Origin of the sequence: Pseudomonas sp. MH10 (genome assembly GCF_034353045.1) — a bacterium.
GTDB lineage: Bacteria > Pseudomonadota > Gammaproteobacteria > Pseudomonadales > Pseudomonadaceae > Aquipseudomonas.
Genome location: NZ_CP133783.1, coordinates 5,317,205 through 5,340,467, shown reverse-complemented (window position 1 = coordinate 5,340,467; position 23,263 = coordinate 5,317,205). Strand labels below are relative to the sequence as shown.

16 protein-coding genes and 1 pseudogene are annotated in these 23,263 nt (G+C 51.2%); 2 read left to right on the top strand and 15 right to left on the bottom strand.

Translation table 11 applies throughout. The features are described 5' to 3' along the window. Positions 1-132: 132 nt before the first annotated feature. From RHM59_RS24135 to RHM59_RS24100, 8 genes are all read right to left on the bottom strand, one after another. Positions 133-3,900: a glycosyltransferase gene (locus RHM59_RS24135; RefSeq protein ID WP_322285588.1), complete on the bottom strand. Its 3,768-nt coding sequence runs from the start codon at positions 3,898-3,900 to the stop codon at positions 133-135. Further along, positions 3,893-5,116, bottom strand: coding sequence for an ABC transporter ATP-binding protein (locus RHM59_RS24130; RefSeq protein WP_322285587.1), 1,224 nt, complete (start codon positions 5,114-5,116; stop codon positions 3,893-3,895). Before RHM59_RS24130 ends, RHM59_RS24135 begins: the two co-directional genes overlap by 8 nt. Next, on the bottom strand, positions 5,113-5,907 hold the full coding sequence (locus RHM59_RS24125) for an ABC transporter permease (protein ID WP_322165557.1): 795 nt from the start codon (positions 5,905-5,907) through the stop codon (positions 5,113-5,115). Before RHM59_RS24125 ends, RHM59_RS24130 begins: the two co-directional genes overlap by 4 nt. A 132-nt stretch (positions 5,908-6,039) precedes the next feature. Continuing rightward, positions 6,040-7,086 (bottom strand): GDP-mannose 4,6-dehydratase, encoded by a 1,047-nt coding sequence (gene gmd, locus RHM59_RS24120; protein WP_322285586.1) that lies wholly within the window; start codon positions 7,084-7,086, stop codon positions 6,040-6,042. Continuing rightward, the gene (locus tag RHM59_RS24115; protein WP_322285585.1) at positions 7,083-8,495 is read right to left on the bottom strand and encodes a TolC family outer membrane protein; all 1,413 of its coding nucleotides are present in this window, start codon (positions 8,493-8,495) and stop codon (positions 7,083-7,085) included. The genes gmd and RHM59_RS24115 overlap by 4 nt, the downstream gene beginning before the upstream one ends. Further along, the gene (locus RHM59_RS24110; protein ID WP_322285584.1) at positions 8,492-9,817 is read right to left on the bottom strand and encodes an HlyD family type I secretion periplasmic adaptor subunit; all 1,326 of its coding nucleotides are present in this window, start codon (positions 9,815-9,817) and stop codon (positions 8,492-8,494) included. The genes RHM59_RS24115 and RHM59_RS24110 overlap by 4 nt, the downstream gene beginning before the upstream one ends. Before the next feature lie 14 nt (positions 9,818-9,831). Continuing rightward, positions 9,832-11,571: a type I secretion system permease/ATPase gene (locus RHM59_RS24105; protein ID WP_322285583.1), complete on the bottom strand. Its 1,740-nt coding sequence runs from the start codon at positions 11,569-11,571 to the stop codon at positions 9,832-9,834. A 255-nt stretch (positions 11,572-11,826) separates the two neighbouring features. Further along, complete coding sequence (locus tag RHM59_RS24100; RefSeq protein ID WP_322285582.1) at positions 11,827-13,269, bottom strand: mannose-1-phosphate guanylyltransferase/mannose-6-phosphate isomerase; 1,443 nt, start codon at positions 13,267-13,269, stop codon at positions 11,827-11,829. Between the two features lie 529 nt (positions 13,270-13,798). On the opposite strand from RHM59_RS24100, the gene tnpB reads away from it, so the two are divergent. Next, positions 13,799-13,930 (top strand): IS66 family insertion sequence element accessory protein TnpB, encoded by a 132-nt coding sequence (tnpB, locus tag RHM59_RS25620; protein WP_322183471.1) that lies wholly within the window; start codon positions 13,799-13,801, stop codon positions 13,928-13,930. Between the two features lie 126 nt (positions 13,931-14,056). Then, positions 14,057-14,289 (top strand): annotated as a pseudogene (locus RHM59_RS24095) (IS66 family transposase); the annotation flags it as partial. Between the two features lie 37 nt (positions 14,290-14,326). On the opposite strand, the gene RHM59_RS24090 reads toward RHM59_RS24095, so the two are convergent. The 7 genes from RHM59_RS24090 to RHM59_RS24060 all read right to left on the bottom strand — a co-directional run bounded on the left by RHM59_RS24090 (position 14,327) and on the right by RHM59_RS24060 (position 23,241). Further along, the gene (locus RHM59_RS24090) at positions 14,327-15,472 is read right to left on the bottom strand and encodes a hypothetical protein (RefSeq protein ID WP_322285581.1); all 1,146 of its coding nucleotides are present in this window, start codon (positions 15,470-15,472) and stop codon (positions 14,327-14,329) included. 164 nt (positions 15,473-15,636) lie between these two features. Further along, a complete protein-coding gene (locus RHM59_RS24085; protein ID WP_322286752.1) occupies positions 15,637-17,631 on the bottom strand; it encodes a nucleoside-diphosphate sugar epimerase/dehydratase in 1,995 nt (664 codons plus the stop codon). Positions 17,632-17,726: 95 nt separating this feature from the next. Further along, positions 17,727-18,755 (bottom strand): glycosyltransferase family 4 protein, encoded by a 1,029-nt coding sequence (locus tag RHM59_RS24080; protein WP_322285580.1) that lies wholly within the window; start codon positions 18,753-18,755, stop codon positions 17,727-17,729. Positions 18,756-18,989: 234 nt separating this feature from the next. After that, a complete protein-coding gene (gene wecB, locus RHM59_RS24075; RefSeq protein WP_322285579.1) occupies positions 18,990-20,117 on the bottom strand; it encodes a non-hydrolyzing UDP-N-acetylglucosamine 2-epimerase in 1,128 nt (375 codons plus the stop codon). After that, complete coding sequence (locus tag RHM59_RS24070) at positions 20,110-21,120, bottom strand: polysaccharide biosynthesis protein (protein WP_322165569.1); 1,011 nt, start codon at positions 21,118-21,120, stop codon at positions 20,110-20,112. Before RHM59_RS24070 ends, wecB begins: the two co-directional genes overlap by 8 nt. Next, the gene (locus RHM59_RS24065) at positions 21,113-22,000 is read right to left on the bottom strand and encodes an SDR family oxidoreductase (RefSeq protein WP_322165570.1); all 888 of its coding nucleotides are present in this window, start codon (positions 21,998-22,000) and stop codon (positions 21,113-21,115) included. Before RHM59_RS24065 ends, RHM59_RS24070 begins: the two co-directional genes overlap by 8 nt. Further along, entirely contained in the window at positions 21,997-23,241 is a 1,245-nt protein-coding gene (locus tag RHM59_RS24060; protein WP_322285578.1) for a glycosyltransferase family 4 protein, read from the bottom strand. The genes RHM59_RS24065 and RHM59_RS24060 overlap by 4 nt, the downstream gene beginning before the upstream one ends. Positions 23,242-23,263 lie beyond the last annotated feature (22 nt).

Genomic DNA, 23,263 nt, shown 5'->3' with positions numbered 1-23,263 from the left:
CTATCTATATAGATAGCTACTAAGCGATGGCCGGGAAATTGGCATATATAAATGCGTTGTGTCCACTGCAATGACGCCCTTTGCGACAGAGCGCGCGCACGTTGCAATCGTGGCGCGCCGATGCGCGAATGTTTAAAGGGCGGTTGCCGGTGAGTCCAGCAATAAATGCTGAAGATTGTCAGCACTTTGCTGCCAGGTCAGCCATGGCATGTCGATGGACGAGGGTTGAAACCCCGCTTCTACCCAACTGCTCACTGCCGCGGCTAATTGCCGCGGATCATCGGCAGTGAAGTAACACGCGTGCTGGGTGGCGACTTCTCTAAAGACCGGAATATCACGGGCCAAAATCGGCAGGCCCTTCTGGGCAGCTTCGATCAATGGCAAACCGAAACCTTCGTCTTCGGAAGCCGCGAGCAAACCACTGGCGCTGGCGTAAATGAGTTCAAGAAACTCATCGCTGGGACCGTCGAGCCAGAACAGGCGCCGGCCTTTCTCTGGGTGGTTGGCCAGGCGCGCCAGCAGTTGTGGAATGCTGCGCTGCTGATCAAGCGGCAATTGTTGCCAACCGGCACGCCCGACGATCACCAAATTGACATCGACCCCGCTCTCCCACAGCTGGGTGAATGCGTCGACAGCCTGCAGATAACCTTTGCGCGGTTCGAGGGTGCCCACCATTAATACACTGGGGCGCATGGCAAACATCGCCATCAGCTCATTGGCTTCAGAGGGCAGGCCTTGGCTGGGTGACGAGTTAGACAGGTCGGCACCGTGGTGAGAGTGATCGAAGGTGAAATGAGCCACTCGATCGGGCAACGCTTTGTGCATCCACTGCCGCAACTCGCCCGCCACGGTGTTAGTCACGCATACCGCGCCGTCGAGTCGTGCGACATGGTTCAGCCAATCAGCGAAGTGGTGGTCCGCTTGCGGCGGAAACAATTCAGGGCAGGTTACCGGCAACAGGTCGTGAACCAGCACCCGGCAGTTGACGCCCCCAGCCTGAAGACGCTTATACAGACCGCAAAGACTGGCTTGAACCAACGAGTTGCCGGAAAGGTCCAGAGCAATCAGTTGGTCGCCAGGACCATAATCGATGCCTCGGTCTACCAGCGCAAAGGGCAAGCCCAGCAGTTTGGCCGTGAATGCGTTGGCATAACGGTAATGCCAATGGCCGCCGAGGTTGGAGAGGTAGACCGGCTCGACACGCACTCCAGCGGGTGGCTGGTTGAGCAAAGCGACTGTCAATGCCTTGGCTACGCGCTCTATACCGCTGTGCCGGTCTACGTTAAAGGTGCCGGTAATGTCTAACAGCAATTGCCGAGGGCGCAGCGGGTCGAGGCGCCCTTGCAGAAGCTGTTCAGCCTGTGCGAGCACTTCATTGGTTTCACGAACGGGAATCGGCAACTGCGCCAACACCTGCCGTAGCCCTTGCTCGACCTGAAGGTTGCGCTGGCAAAAGCGCTCAATCGCCAGGTGATACAGGCCGGCGCAATGCTGCGGCGTGTGGTGCTGTTCGATGACCTCACGCCCACGCTGGCCCAGCCCATTGCGGGCTTGAGGGTCGTGGCGCAACAATTGTAGGGCTTCGGCTAATTGCGCATCGCTGAAGGTATCGGGCAGGCGATACACGCCGGTTTCCGGGAGGTCGGCCATGCTGCCATTGGCGTTGACGATGGTCGCCACGCCGTGGTTCATGCAGTCGAGCACGGCGGCCGAGGTTTCGCCCCGTGTCAGGCTGCGCAATTGCACCGCAATGTCGGCAGCACCGAGGTAATGCTCGAAGGTCGCGCTGTCCGCCCAACCGGTAATACTTATACGCGACTGTGCGCCCACATCAGCCAGCCGCTTGCGCAATGTTTGAGCGTAATCGTCGGTGCCCAGATCGCCGACGAATACCAGATGGCAATCGCTGTCGTCGGCCAGGTCAGAGGCGAGCCAAGCGTCAAGCAGTCGATCATTGAGTTTGGTCTCACCCAATAATCCAAAGCTGCAGACTATAAATGCACCCTCGGTGATTTTTAGAGCCTCGCGGCTATGGGCACGGGAATGTGCCTTATCACTTTGATCGGCCAGTTCACGCAACAGCGGAATCTGCACCCAGTCGGCACACGCTTGCGCGCCGTAAGACTGTTCGGCCAGACGCAAAGACACGGCCGAATGGACAATCACACCCTGGGCACGTTGCAGCACACTGCGGTTAAAAGAGTAACGCTCAGCGATTTTGCGCTCGTCGTGCCGGGCTTCGATCAGGGCGCTGTAACCGTGGCTGTAATACAGCTCACGCATTTTTATGCCGCTGTAGGCCGGGCGGGTTTCCATCGCCCAGATCAAGCCACTGAGGTAGAAATCGTGCAGGACAACGATGCCCGGCACCTGCTCGATCAACTCAACCATGTAGCAATGAAAGGGCGAGTTGCCGAAGTGATAGAGCACCGCGCTGTAGCTGTGAGCGTTATGGCGCAGCCAGTCCGGGTCGCGCAGCTGGTAGCCACTCCCGTTCGGGGTTGCGCTGCCCTGCTCAACGATGACGTCGATTTCGTAGTATTGAGCGAGGGCAGGCAGCAGTTCGGCGCTGTAATCGGCAATGCCGGTACGGTCCGGCGGCATCGGTGAAACATAGGCCAGACGCGGGCGCTCATTGGGCTGCGGCGTAGCCGACGCCTTGGCTTCCGGTTCAAGCAGGTGTTGCAAGTGCTGGCCCAGTTGCACGACACGCGGCGAATAACTGCTCAACACGTCAGACAGAACCGGCTGGCTTAATCGGCCTAACCTGAACGCCAGGCCGCGCATCTGCCCTTTCAGCCCAGGCACGCGGTTGACTGCTGCGCGCAACGCCTGAGCCAAACGCGGTTTGCTGTTTACATAATTCAAGGTGCCGAACACTGGGCGGATGACACTCCGCGCCAGCCCTCTCTTCAGAGACGCTCGGTCCATGTGCCTAAGGGTATCGAACAGCTCGCGCATGGGCCGGGTTATCTGCCACGAGCGGCTGCTGTATATAAGCCGGAGTTCGGCTTCAGCGGCCTGAGCGCGCTCTGCACTTTCTTTGCAGAGCTGGGCGAGTTGTTCAGCGTATTCGCCTTGGGTATGGAGCTGGTTTCCAAGGCTTTCAAGGCGTCGATTGACGGCATGCTGGGCGTCGTTGTTACGCAGCGCGTATTGATCATGGCGTTGCGCCAGAGTCTGTAGGTCAAGACCATAATCTTTACTGAAGAGCTGGGCGAACGCATCGTTTGCAGGCTCTGCCGGGACAGATTTACGCGCCACGATGGCGTAATCCGGGCTGACGCCATAGAGCACTTGCCACAGCCCGATATAGGCATCGGGCGTGTGCAACGCCTGGTCTTCTTGCAAACGAACGATCTTGCTCTGTGCGAAACCGGAATGCTGGCACAGAAAATCGAGAAATATCGCCGGGACCGGACGCTGGTGGGTGGGGTCCAGATAGAAATTGTTGGTGCCCACAATCAGATTTTCGGCGTTGGGCGTTTCCAGGATGAGCAACCCGTGGGGGCTCAGGGTTCGCTGAGCCTCTTTGAGCAACGCTCGCAGGTAGTCGAAGGTCAGGTGCTCAACCACATGGAACGCTGAAATCAGGTCAAGGCTTGCGTCAGGCAGGGCTTGCAGTGCCTCAAGGGCATCCTGATTCTGCGCGTGGAGCCCGCGCTCATGGCACGCGGCAAGCATCGAATCGTCCAGGTCCACACCGCGCGCATCCAGGCCGACTTCAGTCAGTAGCTCAAGCCATTCGCCGCGGCCACAGCCGATATCGAATGCCTTGGGTCGCGGGGTGGTTTGACACAACGCGGATAGAAACGGGCGATAACCTTCAAGACGCGCCCGAATGTCCTCACGGGAAGCGCGAAAACGCTCTTCCAGTGCACGATAAAAATCATCAATCATGGTGTTGAAGGCTCTCCAGTTGAACGCCAAGCCAGGCAACGCCGGCAAATTCGCGCTGACTGCGGTTGACCACCTCGAACATCAAGGCGCGCTCCTGCCAGGCATAATTGTGCTCGATATGCCCGGCGTGGCTGTGTAAGGCCAGGGTAATGGAGTAAGTCCCCGGCCCGATGTTGGCGGGAAAAACAAATGACCACGACAAGTCGCTTTCTGCCTTGATGCCGTAACACACTTTATCCAGCAGCCGGGTATTGGTGCCGAATACGTCTTGGCCATAGCGGTCCTTGATCAGGAACCCGAGCACGAGATCGGGGATAGCCATGTGGGCACGGGCGGATATGTGCAAATGCACCCGTTGGCCGACATCGACGATTTCCAACGGGTTGCCGTCGTCGTCACGGATCTGCTGGCTGAGGAATTCCGCCTCGCCAGTGCCCGACAGTATCGCGCCCTGGCTTTTGGGATCGGCAATGATTTGCTGGTCCTGATGGGCCGCGAGCAGCGCGTTGTAGTAGTCCATCACCACGTCGGGCTCGCCTTCCATGGCGACGGTGCCACCGTTGAGCAAAATCGCGCGATTGCAGATGCTTTGAATAGCCTGTTTATCGTGGCTGACCAACAGCAGCGTCGTGCCTTGGCGGGTGAATTGCCGAATACGGTCAAAACTTTTGTGCTGGAAGTAGGCATCGCCCACGGACAGCGCTTCGTCGACGATCAGAATTTCCGGGCGCTCTGCGGTGGCTACGGCAAACGCGAGACGCGCCTGCATACCACTGGAGTAAACCCGTACCGGCAGCTCGAAGTAATCGCCAATTTCGGAAAAGGCATGCACGTCATTAATGAAGCCGTCGATCTGCTGCTGGGTGTAGCCCATGAGACCGGCGACGTGATACACGTTTTGCCGGCCGGTCAGTTCGGCATGAAAGCCCATGCCCAGTTCGAGAATCGCAGCCACGCGGCCGTTGATCCGTACAGTGCCTGTGGTGGGTTTTAGAGTACCGGTGATGATCTTGAGCAGCGTGCTTTTGCCTGCGCCATTAAGGCCGATCAATCCCACCGCCTCACCCGGTTGCAGTGCAAAAGAGATGTCTTGCAGCACCCACTTGCGAACCACCGATGGCGTGGCGAAGCCTAACCAGGACAATAAACGCAGACTTTCCCGTGGGTATTTATTGAAGGCTTTACCGATGCCTTCGACACTCAATGCAGCCGTCATAACACGTCCACCACTTCATCTATGGCGCGGTGATAAAGCACCGCCGCGATCAGCAGGGTCACCGCCGCGAACACCGCCGGGTAAATCAACTGAGAGAAATCCGGCGCCCGGCCGTAGACCAACACACTCTGATAGGCCTGAACGATTCCGGTCATGGGATTGATGTGCAAATAGCGTCGGTATTGCTCGCCGAGCATGTCGATGTTGTAGACCACCGGTGTTAGCCAAAAGCTGAATTGCAGCACGATGGTAACGACCTGCCCAACGTCGCGGAAAAATACATTGAGCAGCCCCAAAGCCAGACCCAAGCCCAAGGCCAGGCCCATCAACAAAAGAGTCAGCACTGGCAACCAGAGGATTTGCTGGTTTGGGATGTGGCCTAGCAAGGCAAAAATCGCCAATACCGAGGCTAACAGCACCGCGTTATTGAGCAAGGCACTGCCACACACGATGGTGGGCAAGGCAAGTCGTGGAAATACCATTTTTTTCAGCAAATTGCCGTTTTCGATGAACACGTTCAGGCAGCGGCTGACGATTTCAGCGAATAACGTCCAGGCCAAAATACCGGCTGTGAGGTAGATCGGGTACGCGTAAGCGCTGTTAAGCCCGGGCAATTTGGCTGCCATGATCACCGACAGCACAAAGGCGTAGATAACCACTTGGGCCAACGGATAAAGGACAATCCATAACAAACCCAAACGACTGCGAACCACCCTCGAGACGAATTCGTTGCGAATCGAATTTTTGATGAAGTGGCGCGCCTGCCAGAGTTCTCGCAGAGTGGTATTCAAATCAAGGCATTCCTGTTGAGGACGGGTAGCTAACAGTAGTGAAACATAGGCCGCAATCGGGCCTTGTGGTGAGGGGTTTACTGGCAAAGCGAAGCTGCCCGAACGCGGACGCATTCGGGCCGACATGGGCATTCAGAACGAGGTACCGCTCTTGTTGCGGCGCACATCCGCATCGACCATCAGCTGGCAAAGTTGTTCTAGCGGGGTCTTGGCTTCCCAACCCAGTACGCGGCGGGCTTTTTCAGGGTCGCCAATGAGCAATTCGACTTCGGCAGGACGGTAGAATTTTGGGTTGACCTGAACGATGGTTTTGCCGCTTTTGGTGTCAACGCCATATTCGTTGTCAGCAGTACCCTTCCATTCCACGTTGATATCAACGGCTTTGAACGCCATCGATACGAAATCGCGAACGGTCTCGGTGCGGTTGGTGGCGAGCACGAAGGTGTCCGGCTCATCAGCTTGCAGCATGCGCCACATGCCTTCGACGTATTCCTTGGCAAAACCCCAATCACGCTTGGCATCCATATTCCCCAATTCCAGGCGGTCCTGCATGCCCAGTGAAATACGCGCTGCCGCATCGGTAATCTTGCGGGTCACGAACTCTTTGCCACGTAGCGGCGACTCGTGATTGAACAGAATGCCGCTGGCCCCGAAGATTCCGTAGGATTCGCGGTAATTGATGGTCATCCAGTGCGCGTAGAGCTTGGCCACGCCGTAAGGGCTGCGCGGGTAAAACGAAGTGTCTTCGGTCTGCGGAACGTCTTGAACCTTGCCGAACATTTCCGACGTAGACGCTTGATAGAAGCGGATCTTCGGATTGACGATGCGGATGGCTTCGAGCAGGTTGACTGCACCGATTCCGGTAATCTCAGCGGTGGTTATAGGCTGGTCGAAAGACACGCCTACAAAGCTCTGCGCCGCCAGGTTGTAAACCTCTGACGGCTCGGCCTTTTGCAGCAAACGGATACTGGCACTTAAATCGGTGAGGTCATGCTCAACCAGTTCAAGGTTTTCGTGAGTAGCAACACCCAACTCTTCCAGACGCCAGAAGTTAACCGAACTGGTACGGCGATAGGTGCCGTACACCTTGTAGCCTTTCTCCAAAAGCAACTGGGTAAGGTACGCACCGTCTTGCCCGGTGATGCCCGTGATAACTACTGATTTCCGGGATGCATTCATTGCTTGGAAGTCCGGTCGGGTACGAGGTCCGTTTTACTGTTGTTGCTCAGCCACACATTGACGCTTTCAACACTGGCTTCGGACAACTTGCCCGCCCAACGATTGAGAATGAACAGGTTGGTGATGAAGTCGTACTGGGTCTTGAGCAAATCACGCCGAGCCTTGAACTCGTTCTGAACGCTGGTCAGGACGTCAACGGCGTTAACCACGCCGTAGGCAAAAGCCTTTTGCGAGGCAATGCTGGACTGTTCGGCCGACGACAAGGCATTACGGTTAGCGCGGATTTTTTCGACACTTGAGTCTGCGGTCAAGTAAGCATTGGTGGTTTCTTTGACAACCTGGCGGCGGGTTGCTTCCAGCTGCATCTCGGCAGATATCTGGTCCTGATACAAACCGCTGACGTGTGCAGAAGTCGAGCCACCGCTGTAAATCGGGATCGACAATTGCAACCCTGCCACATAGCTGTCGGTTTTAGGTGCAATGGCGTTGTTGTAGCCTTCGTTGGTGTTTTGTGCGCTGAGGTTCAATCCCAGCGTAGGGTAATGCCCGCCCTTGCCGCCACGCAACGCGGCTTCGGATGCCTCGACGGCGCTCAGATTGGCCTTGATGCTCGGGTTATCGGCTTGGGCAAGATCAACCCAGCTTGCCAAGGATTCCTCCGACACCTTTAGCTCCACGTCGGTGCGTACACGGCTAAGCTTCTCCGTGACAGGACGACCGACGATTTCGGAAAGCGCTGCGCGACTCAGGCGGATCTGATTGCGCGCGTCCACTTCTTGAGCAACCAAGGTATCGACACGGGCCTTGAGGTCCAGTACGTCAGTCACCATGGCGTACTTTTTTTCGTACAGGGCATTGACCCGGTCAAGGTTCTTTTGCGTGGCGCGGCGCTCAGCCTGGACTAACTCAAGCTCATCATCAGCCGCCAATGCCGCGAAATAACGCTGCGCCAGATCGACAGTCGCTTCGGCCTGGGCTTCATCAGACTCGGAGATGGCCTGCTTGGCCAGACTTTCGTATTTCTTGTAGTTTTCCCAGGTCGCTTTGTTATAAATGACCTGGTTAAGACCTACGCTGTAGTTTTCGCTGTTGTAAATCTGGCTGATGAGCACGTTGGTCTGCTTGATGCGGTTTGCACCGGCATTGGCACTGATCTGCGGCAAAAGAGCGCCAAAGGCTTCACGCTCATGGTCTTTGCCTGCTTCGGTTCGCGCGTAGGCGGCGGTGACCCTTGGATCCTCAAGGCGAGCCTCGCGGTAAAGCTGCATCAGGTCAGCCGAGTACTCCTTGGCGCTGACACTGGTCAACGCGGGTTTAGGCTTGGATGGCTCGGCGGTTTTCGGTTCGGCTGCATGGGCTTGCAGCGCCAACATTCCCAACAACACATATGGAAACAAGCGCACGATCATTCCTCGATCATAGATTGGGCGATAGCGTTACGCGCCGGCTGCATGATGTATTGCAACATGGTTCGCGCGCCGGTATTGATCAGAACGTCTGCGGGCATGCCCGGCAACAGTTTGCGATCACCGAGTTTATGTTCCCCTGCCGCCGTCACTTCAATACGCGCCAAGTAGTAAGGTTGGCCTGTTCGTTCATCGGTCAGGCGGTCAGCAGAGACTTGGGTCACGATGCCTTCGATCGGCGGTGTGGTCGCGCTATTGAACGCACTGAAGCGGATGTCGGCCAGCTTGCCTATCGCGATGCGATCAATGTCTACCGGCTGCACATGCGCTTCGATTACCAACTCCGAAACCGATGGCACGATGTCAAGCAACGGGGTCGCGGGACGCACAACACCGCCGATGGTGTGTACGGTCATGCCGATGACCATGCCGTCATCCGGCGCCCGAATGACCACACGAGACAAGCGATCCTCAAGCGCTGCGGTGCGCTCTTTCAGGTCGTAGGTCTTGGTCTGGACGTCAGCCAGTTGCTTGACTACATCAGAGTTGAAGTCTTTGTTGATCTGCAGGATTTGCAACTGCGTTTCGTTGATCTGCAGGCGCGTCTTGGTAGTCGATGACTGAAGCTCAGCGACTTCAGACTTGAGCATGTCCAGCTTACGCTGCTGCTCCAGCATCCTTTGTTTGTCGACGAATCCTTGGGCCAGTAACTCGTTGAGCTCGCCGATTTCGCCGGTGTAGGATTTTTCCAGATTGATCTTGGTGCCGATCATGGCTTCAGTGCCCTTGATCTGCTGGTTGAACTGACCGATACGCTCTTGCAATACCGACACTTCACCCAGGCGCGAGCCACGGCGAGCGTTGAACACCTGAGTTTCGCTGTTGCGTGCTTCTTCGCCACGAGGCGTATTGGCAGGGAGCATCTTATCGAAGTCGATGGTGCTTTTGTCGTCACGCTCGGAGCGCAGACGCGCTTCCATTGCTTTGGCGGCAATGTACTGGCTGCGGGTGGTTTCGTATTCAGCCTTCAACTGGCTGTCGTCAAGCACAATGATCGGGTCGCCTTTTTTGACGATATCGCCGTCGTGGACGAGCACTTCTTTGACGATGCCGCCTTCCAGGTGCTGAACGGTCTTGCGATAGCTTTGAACGGTGACCACACCGGGCGAATAAGCGGCGCTGTCCAGCGGAGCAAAAGCTGCCCAAGAACCAAACAGACCAAAGGTCACAAAGACAATCCAGAAACCGACTCGCCGGGCCTTCGTATCAGATACTGGAACGCCATTGAAGATATCGGCGGTTGTAGTGAGTGTATTACTAGTCATCGACAATCTTCCTATCAGACGCTGTCTGGCACTGCGGCTGAGGCAATTTGAGCTGCTTTTTGTTGAGCGGCGAGATGTTGGGCGTTGAGTTCAGCCATGACTTGTTCGCGCGGACCATACATGGAGATGCTGCCGCCGCTCATGACCATGAGGCGATCAAGGTGCGACAGGATGGTCGTGCGGTGAGTAATCACGAAGACTGTTGAGCCGCTGGCTTTCATGAACATGATGGCTTGGGCAAGCGCTTGTTCACCAGCATCATCGAGGTTGGAGTTGGGTTCATCGAGGATGATCAGACGCGGCGCGCGGTACAGGGCACGGGCCAGTCCGATACGCTGACGCTGTCCGCCGGACAGGTTGACGCCCTCGCTGCCAATCACCGTGTCGTAGCCTTCAGGCAATAACAGGATCATCTCGTGAACACCGGCAGTGCGCGCAGCCATGATCACTTGAGCAGAATCAACCACGGAGAAACGGGCGATGTTTTCACTGATGCTGCCTTCGAACAGCTCGATATCCTGTGGCAGGTAGCCCACGTATGGACCCAGTTCGTTTTTATCCCAATTACTGATATCGGCGCCGTCCAGGCGCACGACGCCATGTTGCGGTACCCAGATGCCCATCAAGGCGCGAGCCAGGGTCGATTTACCGGATGCACTCGGGCCGATGATACCGACCACTTGGCCAGCGGGGACGTCAAAACTGATGCCCTTGATGATGGGGGTCTTACCACCGGGGGCACTGACAATCAGGTTTTCTACCAACACGTTGCCTTGGGGTACAGGCAGGGACATGCGCTGAGGTTCGTTTTCTTGCGTGTCCAGAATGTCATTCAGACGATCATATTGCGAACGTGCGCTGATAAAGCCTTTCCAACTGCCGATGATCAGATCCAACGGCGCCAATGCACGGCCCAGCAACACGGAACCTGCGATGACCAGGCCGGAGCTGATTTCATGATTGACCGCCAGGTAGGCGCCCAAACCGAGAATCAGGGACTGCACCAGCATGCGAAAGGTCTTGGAAATATTGGTCATCAGACCGCCCTTGTCGCTGGCGATCGACTGCAGTACCAAAACCTTTTTTTGACGATGCGCCCAGCGACCGATCAGGGTGTTGAGCATGCCCATGGATTCGATGACTTCGGCGTTACGCAGATTCTTGTTGGTGTAGAGGCTGGCAGCGATATTTTCTTTGTTGGCGACGGCTAAGGTGGCCCCGGTCATTTTCTCGTTGAGGATCGCGAAACACACCAAAATGATCGAGCATACGATTGCCATCCAGCCGTACCACGGGTGGAACATGAACATTACTGCTATGTAGATTGGCAGCCAAGGCGCATCAAAAAACGCAAACAACCCGTTGCCCGTCATGAATTGACGCAGGCCGGTCAGGTCGTTCAGGGCTTGGGCTGAGGAATCCATACCGCCACTGACCAAGGCACGCTTGAAGCTGGCCCGGTACAGGTCACGACTCAACAGGATGTCCAGCTTGGTGCTGACCCGAACCATGATTCGCGAACGAACCAGTTCCAGCGCACCCATGGTTACCATCAGCACGACCATGATGATCGTCAGCATCACCAGCGTTGAAATGCTGCCGCTGGTGACCACGCGACCGTAAACCTGCAACATATAGAAGGTCGGTACGAGCATCAGAGCGTTGATGAATAGGCTAAAGAAGCCAACCGATACAAAACTGCTCCTGCAAGCCTTCAAAGCAGCCTGGAGGTTATTGTCATGTGTACTGCGCATAATCTCAGGACTGCCAAGAGGGAATTTGGAAAGGCGCGGGAGTGTATCACCGACCTAACGCCCCCACACATGAAAAACGTTTTATAAATAGGACTCGCAACCTGACTCGGATCGACTATTTCTCGACCGATATAAAGGGCAAGATTGATCTTCGTTCCAAGCCCGCGGCATCGGTTATAACAATGGACACGGCGGATTTGAACGCATACCTGTGGCCCGTGAGCCAATAACCTCACAGGCGAGATTGCGCATTGGCTAGCTGTCGACTCGACCGTACACGTCTTCGAAACGAACGATATCGTCTTCGCCCAAATAATCGCCGCTCTGAACTTCAATCAATACCAGGTCAATAACCCCAGGATTGCTCAACCGATGCTTGTGACCGGCACGAATGAAGGTCGACTCGTTGGTATTGAGCATCAATTCCTTGTCATCATTCACGATCACGGCCATGCCACTGACGACGATCCAATGCTCGCTACGGTGATGGTGCATCTGCAGCGAAAGAGAAGCTTGTGGCTTCACTACGATTCGCTTGATCTTGAAACGCTCGCCGTTTTCGAGGGTCGTGTAAGTGCCCCAGGGGCGATGCACGGTGCGATGTAGCTGGTGAAGCGTATGACCGGAGCTTTTAAGCTGACCGACAATATGTTTTACATCTTGGGCATGATCTTTATGAACGATCATCACGGCGTCGGGTGTATCAATCACCAGCAGGTTTTCAACACCAACCAAGGCCGTGAGGCGCCCTTCACTGTTTACATAGTTGTTGCGCGAGCCATGGGAAAGCACTTCTCCCTCGAAGCGATTGCCGTTTTCGTCAGCTTTGGTCAGGTCGCTAACCGCGTTCCACGAGCCGATATCACTCCAGCCGATATCACACGGAACGGTGACCACCCTTTGAGAGCGCTCCATCAATGCATAGTCGATGGAGATGTCCGGGACCTGGGCAAAAGTATCCGGATCAATAGCCAGGCATCGGTAGCCAACACTGGTGGTCAAACGCGAATGAGCGAGGGATGCCGCGGCAGCTGTCAGCACATCCGGAGCATGTTTGCGGAATTCTTCAAGGACTGTTCCAACCTGGAAACAGAACATTCCTGAGTTCCAGAAATAATTACCCGCTGCCACATAACGCTCGGCAGTAGCAACGTCGGGTTTCTCAACGAACCGAGCAACCCTCAGTCCACCCTCCTCGCCAACCGAATCGCCCGCCTCGATGTAGCCAAAGCCGGTTTCCGGGTACTGCGGCTGAATACCGAAAGTCACGAGCCACCCTTGCTGCGAAAGTGCAACCGCTTTGGCCACCGCAACCGCAAATGCGGGTTCGTCCTGGATGAGGTGATCGGCGGCAAGTACCAACAGATTCGCCTCGTCGCCGTGGGTCTGCTGTACATGCAATGCAGCCATTGCCACCGCAGCTGCGGTGTTACGGCCAAACGGTTCCAAAATGAAGCTTTGCGAATGTGCCGATGAATTGACCGTACGGTATTCGTCTTCAGTTTTGAACAGTAACTCACGATTCGTTACGGTCAAAACCTCCGATACACCTTCAAGCTTGGCCGCGCGAATGAACGTCTTTTGAATCAAATTCTGTCCGTCAGGCAGTGTCATGAATGGCTTGGGATGGGCCTCGCGAGATACGGGCCACAAACGGCTGCCTACGCCTCCTGACAAAATCACCGGAATCAAATCCATTTCTAGAACCCTTAAGTAGCCACATTTTGGCGGAGTAAATTCATGCTGAATGCAGTTTCAGGTGACGATCCGGTCAACCTCAGCATTTTAGTGGACGCGAGAATATCAGATAAACGAAAGCAGCTACTCGGTGGTGCTGAGATTCAGGCAACGCGGGGGCTAATTCAGAATTGCTGTTCCCAATCAAAAAAACACTCCAGATCAGCCACTTGCTAGCGGGCTAGCGAGGCTGTTGGCTAAAATATTTACTGAGAATGAGGGGCGGCGGAGTACTCGCATGAGTGGCCCCCATGACCTTTCATCCAGCCGATGAAAAAACCGACCCACTTAAGCGACTCTAACCGGGCGAACCGAGTAGCCAAGACATGCCGCCAGTCGGCACTTGCCGTCAAACATCTACTTTGTCTGATATACATAATTACCACCGTTAGAACGCTGCATCCGAGGAGGGATGGAATGGAAGGCATGTCCGAACTGCTTGGTGTAATCGAAATATAGATTGGGCCACAATGCGCTCCGATGAGCAGACGTGGGTACCCCCAAGCCGGTCGACTTTCGAAAGTCCATCGACGGCCTCGCCGTCCTGGTCGAGCTGGATATCAAGGTTGCGGTCTTTGACCCAGTGCTCTTCGTGTGCCTCAACAAACCCATCCGGGCATAAATTTAACGCCCCGATAACCTACCTGATGACCCACTTCTGCTTTAGCAAATGCTTTTACAGATGTTCGGTGAGCGTCAGGTAGATAAAGGTCAGTTCGTCGATTTAAAAGAACAGGTCTAGTTGCTCCGGGAGTTTGTCGAAGCCCGAGAAGTGCCGCCCAGGGGCAAGACCGGGAGAGCCGATATTGCGTCGGCGATGATTAATAAGCTGTTCGGGATTGAGCGCGACCTTGAAGACGTGAGCGAAGAGCAGCGCTTTATCGGCCGCCAGGAAATGAACCTTCCGGTGCTCGCGCAACTAAAAGGTTGGCTGGAGAAATACAGCCTCGTGTAACGCCGCTGAGCGTGTTGGATCGTGCGGACAAGACGTGGAAAGTTATTTAAGAATTTAACTGTATTAATCATCGTCCGCGACAACCAATGAACGCTGCCCCCTTTTATAAAACATAAAATATTTAACGAGACAACCTGTAAAAGAAAACAGGTATAAATATACAAATGCTAAATAATATTCCGCCTGAATAAATTTGTTATCAAAGAAAAATAATATAGCGCATGCTGAAAAATGAACGATAAAAGCCGTCTTGTATTTCCCGTTCAAAAAAATCAGGCCAAGAAAATAAAATATCAATAGCGAAATTGAGTGTATAAGAACACCAACAATACCGGCTAATTTTGCTGTCAAACCAAACCCTGACGCAACATTCAAATACGGTATAATATAATCTGGTTGTGGACGCATAATTTCAAATCTCGCATAAAAAAACTCCGGAACGAAAATATTTGTGAGCAGTGCCTTAACATCGTCAACCCTAATCTCTAAAATATCATGTGACTGGAAATTATAAGATAAATTATAGATTGGGCAAACAATATACAACCACATCCAATAAAGTGAAGCCGGCAGTTTACGGCCATCTTCATTTGCACCGCCCACTGTAAATATAAGATCGCTGCCGCCTGACTCCCTAATATTACCAAGCGTGCTAAACGCGACAACAACCAAAGCGCACATTATTAATATTTGCCATAATTTTATTTTTCCCTGCGACGCTAAAGAAATCACAAAAACAAGAAATGAATACATTAATAACTGCCTTGTTAACATGAGGGCGCCAAGCAAGCAGGACACAACGAATATCAGCAATACTGGCCTTATGGAAGCAAACGTTGCTGACTTTATATTAAGATAAATAATAAACGCATAAAATATAACGTGCAAACTTTTAAAACCGGCAAACTCAGATCGATCTAACCCAAACAAAGGCACACCAAAATACGCAAGCTCTACAAGAAAAAATATCACTACTACCAGCGCTTGCACATAGAACGTCAAATAGTCATTCGATACAGTTTCCGGCGTATGATAAAGCCTGCTGAACGGTAACGCCACTGCGAACACAAAACTAATTATCACCAATACAGCCACAACTGGCAATAGATCAACTTCTTGATAAAAGAAAGAAAGTCTAAATGTTGCCATATAGAAACTAATTAAGAAAGCGACAATAATACCAAGTGGGAATAGTGTAATACGCCTCATTTCTTTCCTTTAATCGCCACTCTAACAGTGGGCAGCCATTGCTTAATGGTGAATACGCATTGAATTAATAAAAACGCTGATTAATACACTTAAGGCGTTAGCTCGACGGACGCAACTTTGAAAAAATATACTCATGATGTACATCACTATCACATTCGCAAAATTCAAGGTTCAAGTCGATTTTGCAAGAAAAACCAATCAACGATCTCTCCGTCAGGGCTATACCCACTTACCGTATCTCGTAATAACTGACGAACCCGGACGTAATCAAGGTCATCAATAGCAGAAAGAAGTTCGGCTACTTCGGTTTTCAATATTTCCCAAGTCATATAATCTTCGCTAGCACTCATTATCATTGGATGGCGCGTCGCCACGACATTGTCACCGATGAGCAGTTCCTCATAAAGTTTTTCACCTGGACGCAATCCGCTAAACTCGATAGAGATATCACCGTGAGGATTTTTCTCTGAACGGATACTGAGCCCCGACAGATGGACCATTTTCTCGGCAAGTTCTATAATCTTCACCGGCTCACCCATATCCAATACAAATACATCCCCCCCTATCCCCATTGACCCCGCCTGAATTACTAATTGCGCCGCTTCCGGAATAGTCATGAAATAACGGGTGATGTTGGGGTGGGTGACCGTCAACGGACCTCCTGATTTAATTTGTTTATGAAAAAGTGGAATTACTGACCCTGAAGAGCCCAAAACATTACCAAAGCGAACCATCGTAAATCGGGTTTTGTTTACTTGGGAGATATTGGCCTTATCCCCAAACATTATGGGAGCCAATTCGCGGCTAAGCGCTTGAAGGGTAAGCTCAGCTAAACGTTTCGTACTGCCCATAACATTAGTTGGACGCACGGCTTTATCAGTAGATATAAGCACAAAGTTAGCAACACCAGCCTGCAATGCAGCTTGAGCGGCATAGAGCGTCCCCATGACATTATTCAACACACCCTCGGCTATATTATGCTCGACCATAGGTACGTGCTTGTAGGCTGCAGCGTGGTAAACCGTTTCCACCCGCCAAGTCCTCAACGTATGCAAGACTTTGTTCGAATTAGTTACCGAACCCAGGATTGGAATTATCTGGACGGTTAGCGACTCCCTGTTAACGCGCTGCTCTAACTCTGAGAGAATGGTGTAAAGATTAAATTCGCTGTGTTCGAACAAAAGAAGAGTGGTTGGTCCCAAAGCCAAAATTTGGCGACATAGCTCCGAACCAATTGATCCGCCGGCACCCGTTACCAGAACGGTTTTCCCAGCGATACAGAGTTCTAGCAAGTCCTCTTGAGCGGGAACAGTATCTCGGCCAAGCAAATCACCTATATCCACTTCTTGGATATCGTCAACTTTAACTCGGCCATTTGCAAGGTCCATGAACCCCGGCACGCTTCGTACATGAAGAGGAAAACCTTCTAAATAACCCAAAATTTCACGACGACGTCCGCGAGTGCAAGAAGGGACTGCCAACAATATTTCTTGAACTTCAGTCACTTCAATCATGCGCTGGATATGTCGCGGTTTATAGACGGGTAATCCTGCTATAACTCGATTAGAGATACTTTCGTCGTCATCTATAAAAGCCACCGGCCGCATCAATCTGCCCATACGCAACGCAGCCACCAACTGGTTGCCGGCAGCACCCGCACCATAAATAGCTACCTTTGATATTCCGTCATTTCGGTTTGTAAAGGGAACGTGCTGGGCTGCAGCGAACCAATCTCCCAGGAAGTATTCGCGCATTGCTAAGCGCAACCCCCCAATCAGAACCATGCTTAACCACCAGTAATTAAATACTACTGAGCGTGGAATTACATTCTGATGATTACTATACCAATAGACAATTATTCCAAGTACTAGCGCCGATAGGCTGACTGCCTTGACGATGGCTATCAACGCATCATTACCGAAGTATCGCATGACGGCTCGGTACATTCCGAATCGAATAAAAAGGGGTATTGCCACCGCCGGAGCGCTAATAAATAGCCATCTGTGATTGAATAATGGATTGATTAATTCATCAATTCCGAGGCGCACGACAAACGCCAGCCACAGTGCAGCCCAAACCAAAATCACGTCGGCAAACACTTGAATTAATCGCTTTTGCCGTCGCGGTAGGCCAAGCAACATTGCCCGCATTTTATCCATGATCCCTTCACTCACCGGTCAACACTCCTTAAATTTTTCTGCATTGCAGTCATATTGACCCTGCCCAGTTCCCAACGCCCGCAGGGTCAAATGAATCACACATTTATCGGGGATATTTCAAGCGCGCCTGCGCGATACTTTAAGGCCAGCAAACCCAACGGCACGTACGCAATTAAAACGCCAATAATGCTATTCAACCCAAAATTCACCACCCAAATGGCAATGGGCAATAACCAAAACAAATTGAGTGCGCCTACAACCAGTGTGATAGGCAGGTGCTTACCGTATAACCGTGACGCGTACTGATACGCATGGCTGCGATGCGCTTCATAGACTTTCTCTCCCCTTAGGATACGTCGCAATAAGGTAAAAGTTGCATCCACAATAAACACGCCTAACAAAATCAACCATCCCCATAGGAGCGAGGGTTCGGTCCAAGCGGCTTGCAGCGATAGAACACCAATTGTTATGCCCAAGAAACCGCTTCCTGCATCTCCCATGAATATGCGTGCGGGAGGAAAATTCCAGTACAAAAACCCGATCACAGCCACAGCAAGCATCAATGGGAGCCACACCAAATCTGCGCGGCCCAGCATCCAATATAAAATACAGGCACCCAGACAAACGCAGACAGCTTCAACGCTAGCGATACCGTCGATACCATCCATAAAATTGTATAAATTCAGCATCCATACTAGGTAGAGCACTGCGAGAGTATGTCCAATCCAACCGAGGTTAACAGCCGTCCCGAGAACCTCGATGGCCGGCAATCCTCCAAGCCAAAACAACGCCCAAAGCGCACCTGCAAAATGCCCGAGCAGCCGCCATCTGGCAGCGATGTGACCGTGATCATCCATGAAGCCCAGCACAGCAACAAGGATTCCGGATCCTCCAAGCGCACACACTGTCTTCCAGTTCGCTAACTCCATCCAACCTAGGATGGGTAACGCCAGGCAAAATGCCAAAACTATCGCCACACCACCTCCCCGCGGTGTGGGGGTAGTGTGGGAACTACGAGCGTTCGGAATATCCATTATGCTTTGGGCCAGAGCGTACCGCCGTAAAGCCGCAGTTAATAAAAAAGCCGTTAGTAAAACCGCTGGAAAAAGCCACGAGTGAGTCATTATTTTTGCTGCCCTTGAAAAGGTAACGCAGTGCTTTAAAGCGCATTGTCCACGCTGACAACAGATGATGACAGTTCACTCATGGGATTAATGGCAACAAACTCTAGCCGGCCGGAACTATCACGCCTGGCGACTGCAGCGACATCCATACCTGTTTTACTGGCGAGAACGCTAACCAGACGCCGCCCTACGACGCCCCAAGCACCAGTAGCCAATAAGCGCATGCCTAACCCCTTAATTCTTCGACCACACAGTGCGATTTATATAATCAGTGTAGCTATAAACAATGCGCACAATCTGTTTAGACACAGAACCGCCTAAATAGTCACCCACGGATTTGAAAACTCTAAGTGTACGATCGTGCTGACTCGTCACAACACTCACTGCGTCAAGCACACGATTGGACTTCAAACCGCACATGATGAGTGTGCCCGCATCCATACCTTCTGGCCGCTCATGCGTATTTCGGATGGTTACTGCGGGAAGATTTAATAAACTCGCTTCTTCCATAATAGTTCCGCTGTCAGAGAGAATACAAAAAGATCCTATCTGCAACTTGATATAATCGAGCAACCCAAATGGTTTCACAAACCGAAGCAAAGGATGATCAAGGTTTTCACCAAGTGCTTCTAAACGCTTACGGGTGCGAGGATGAGTGGAAACAATAATGGGATAGCTATATTTATCTGCTAGCGCTCGAAGGGATTCAAGCAGATCGCGAAGATTGTCAGGCGTATCAACATTCTCCTCCCGGTGGGCACTGACAATAAAGTACTTCCCTTCCTCAAGCCCTTCACGGATCAAGACGTCCGATTCCAATATGCGCGGCATATAATAATCAAGAACCTCTTCCATATGCGAACCGGTCTTAATGATCGTTTCGGGACGAATACCTTCATCCAGTAAATAGCGACGAGCGTGCTCTGTGAGCACTAGATTAATATCACTTAAATGATCAAGTACTTTACGATTCAACTCTTCTGGAACACGCTGATCAAAACAGCGATTGCCCGCCTCCATATGAAATATAGGGATTTTCCTACGCTTTGCAGCGATGATTGCCAAGCAACTATTAGTGTCCCCATACAGCAGCAACGCGTCAGGAGCTTCGATTTCAAAAATGTCATCAGCCTTGGAAATAACTTCCGAAATTGTTTTTGCCGCCGTATCGCCCGCAGCCCCTAAAAAGTGATCAGGCTTACGAATCTCAAGGTCATCAAAAAAGACCTGGTTCAATTCATAGTCATAATTTTGACCTGAGTGAACCAAAACGTGATGAGTTTGCTTATCCAACTCAGCGATCACGCGGCTCATTTTGATGATTTCCGGACGCGTACCCACTAAAGTCATGACCTTAAGCATTTAACTCATCCTTTATATAATCGAGCTTCAATAACAGTTTTTTTATCCTAGCAATGTCAAGGCGTTCTGTATTATGAGAAGTGTAATCGTCGAATTCGGCGATTTTTTGCTCGCCTTCAACAAAATACTTATTGTAATTTAAATCTCTGTTATCGGCTGGAACCCGATAATAACGACCCATGTCCTCAGCTTTCGCCATCTCTTCACGAGAGACCAGAGATTCGTACAGTTTCTCACCGTGACGGGTACCAATTACTTTCAATGAATTAGTTTTAGCGAACAACTCTCTGAGCGCCAATGCGAGATCGCCCACCGTAGAGGCGGGAGATTTTTGAATAAAAACATCACCCTGCTGCCCATGCTCAAACGCATGCAATACCAGATCAACTGAATCCTCTAAAGACATTAAGAAACGGGTCATCTCCGGATCGGTGACCGTCATGTCTTCACCATTACGGATTTGATTTACAAACAAAGGAATGACTGAACCCCGAGACGCCATTACGTTCCCGTAACGAGTGGCGCATATAACGGTTCCGCCTTCAGGGATCATTCTTGACTTTGCAACGACTAGCTTTTCACCCATCGCTTTGGAAATGCCCATAGCGTTGATTGGATAAACAGCTTTATCGGTGCTTAAAACAACAACTCTTTTTACGTCAGAAGCAATTGCAGCATTGAGAACGTTTTCTGTCCCCAAAATATTAGTCCGCACTGCTTCCATCGGATAAAATTCACACGACGGCACCTGCTTCAAAGCCGCAGCATGAAAAATATAATCAACGCCTACCATAGCTTGTTGGAGGCTATCAACGTTTCTGACGTCGCCAATATAAAATTTAACTTTATCATTGGACAGCGCTATTCGCATGTCTTCCTGTTTTTTCTCATCACGGCTAAATATACGAATTTCTTTAACATTCGTATTGATAAATCGCTTCAGCACAGTATGCCCGAACGAACCTGTGCCGCCAGTAATCATTAATACTTTATTATCAAACATAATGGGTATCCATGGTATTTGGTGACTTAGATCGATGCATTAGCCGTATAAGTTGTGGCCATTCTGGAGCGCAATAGCCGGTTGCCAGTGTAAAACGCTGACTGACCAAAGATCGATCAATGATGAGAGAGCTATCTTCAATAATAGATATTTTTTTCTCATATACGTCAGCAATGAGTTTTAACAAGCAAAATTTCGAAATAGGCTTCGCAGAAACGTGATACAAGCCATGCAACGATGTGTTTGGAATGACAATGTCTTTTATTACATTAACCAGTTCGGCCACCGGAAGACCCGAAAAAATCGCTTTGGAAAAGCCTTTTAGCTCACCTTCTTGGGACAGAAACCAATCGACTAACGAATAGCTACTCGAAAGTTCATGACCAATGATAGATGTGCGTAAAGTAATAGCGTGGGTTTCATTATGTAACTCGCCTATATACTTGGACTTCCCATACAAATCTTCGGCATCAGACACGTCGCTCTCTTCATAACCTCCTTTACGCCCAGAGAAGACGCAATCAGTGCTGATATGAATAAGCCGCGCGTTACCCAGCTGACACAATTTGGATAGTCGGTGTGGAAGCATCGCGTTTATGGGTAATGCTGACAAGGGATCTTTCGAGTCCGCCAGCTGCTTTATTAAACCGATACAGTTCATTACAATATCAGGTTTTATTTTACTGAAGACCGACACGATCGAATCGAAATCCGCAACATCGACTCCGCTTAGGAGGTTTTTTCTTATACCTTCTGCAAAGTATTTCAGCCCCGACGGATTGCGAAGTGTGCCCCATACTTCATACTTTGAGTCGTCACAAAAAGCTTTGTACGCTACACTTCCCAACATTCCTGTAACGCCCAGTAGTAGCACTTTCATTGTCCGTTCTCTCTCGATTGTTGAGATCTTTTCAGAAGGATCTCAACCAAACTCTCAACCTGCTGGCGCATTTGAAAATTCTCCTCGAAAAATTTCCTCCCTGAAAGACCCATTTCACGGTGTTCAATATCGTCGAGCGCCATCATTTTGCGAATGCAAGTGGCCAAAGCTTCTGAGTCTTCCGGTGGACAGGACAGACCAGCACCGGCATCAGCGATGACTTGAGCCCCCTCGCCTCGCAATGAGGCGACAATCGGGCGTCCTGCTGCAAGGTAACTCTGGATTTTACTGGGAACAGTATAGGCAAATATCTCCTCATCCTTTAATGACACAAGCAGCGCTGAGGCTTTGGCGAAAATCGCCGGCATCATCGAGGAAGGGAAGCGACCAGGCAGGATAAGGTTGTCGAGACCCTCAGCAGTTTTCTGCGTTTTTACCCAATCGAACAGGCTGCCGCTTCCGATCAAGAATAATTTGAAATTCTTGTCGGAACGCATTTTCCGACAGGTATCAACAAGTGTTTCAACCGCTTGCGCAGTGCCGATATTTCCCGCAAATATGAGGTTAAACCCCGATTCGAACTGGGACACCATATCGAGAGGAATTGGTTCGCTTTTAGGATCAGGCGACAATTCAAGTAGTGAATTAGGATAGTAAACAATTTTATCGAGAGCAGCATATTTTGACACTGGATTTATAAATGCCCTGGATTGCACCAAAAGCGTATCGCACCCAGCATAGATGGCTTTAACAGCTAGCCCAACTAATTTTAATACTGTTTTGTTTTTTACAAATCCTGTGGCCGATAAACTTTCCGGCCAAAGATCTTGCACCCAAACAGCCAAATGAGAATGCTTTATTTTTTTCATAAAAATAGCGGGTATTACTTGCAGAATGGGCGACGGAGCGAATACCAAAATCGTATCAAATTTTTGATACTTCAACAATTTAGGAAAATACCAAAGGCCGTAAAATACAAAAGAAAAATAATTTTTCAACAAGTTTAAAGCTCCGCCTTTACCCCGCGGTAACAACGGGATTCTTACGACTAGAATATTGTCGCCGAAGGACTCTTTCATTGCTCCCGAAACCTGATATCCAGGGTATACGTTCCCGTCTGGGTAATTTGGCTTCCCAGTCGCGACCGTAACATCATGCCCTTGAGTCGCAAGCTCTCTAACAACGTCATTTATAATGAAATTTTCCGGCCAGAAATACTGAGACAAAACCAATATGCGCATTTTATTCCTATACTGTCTGAAT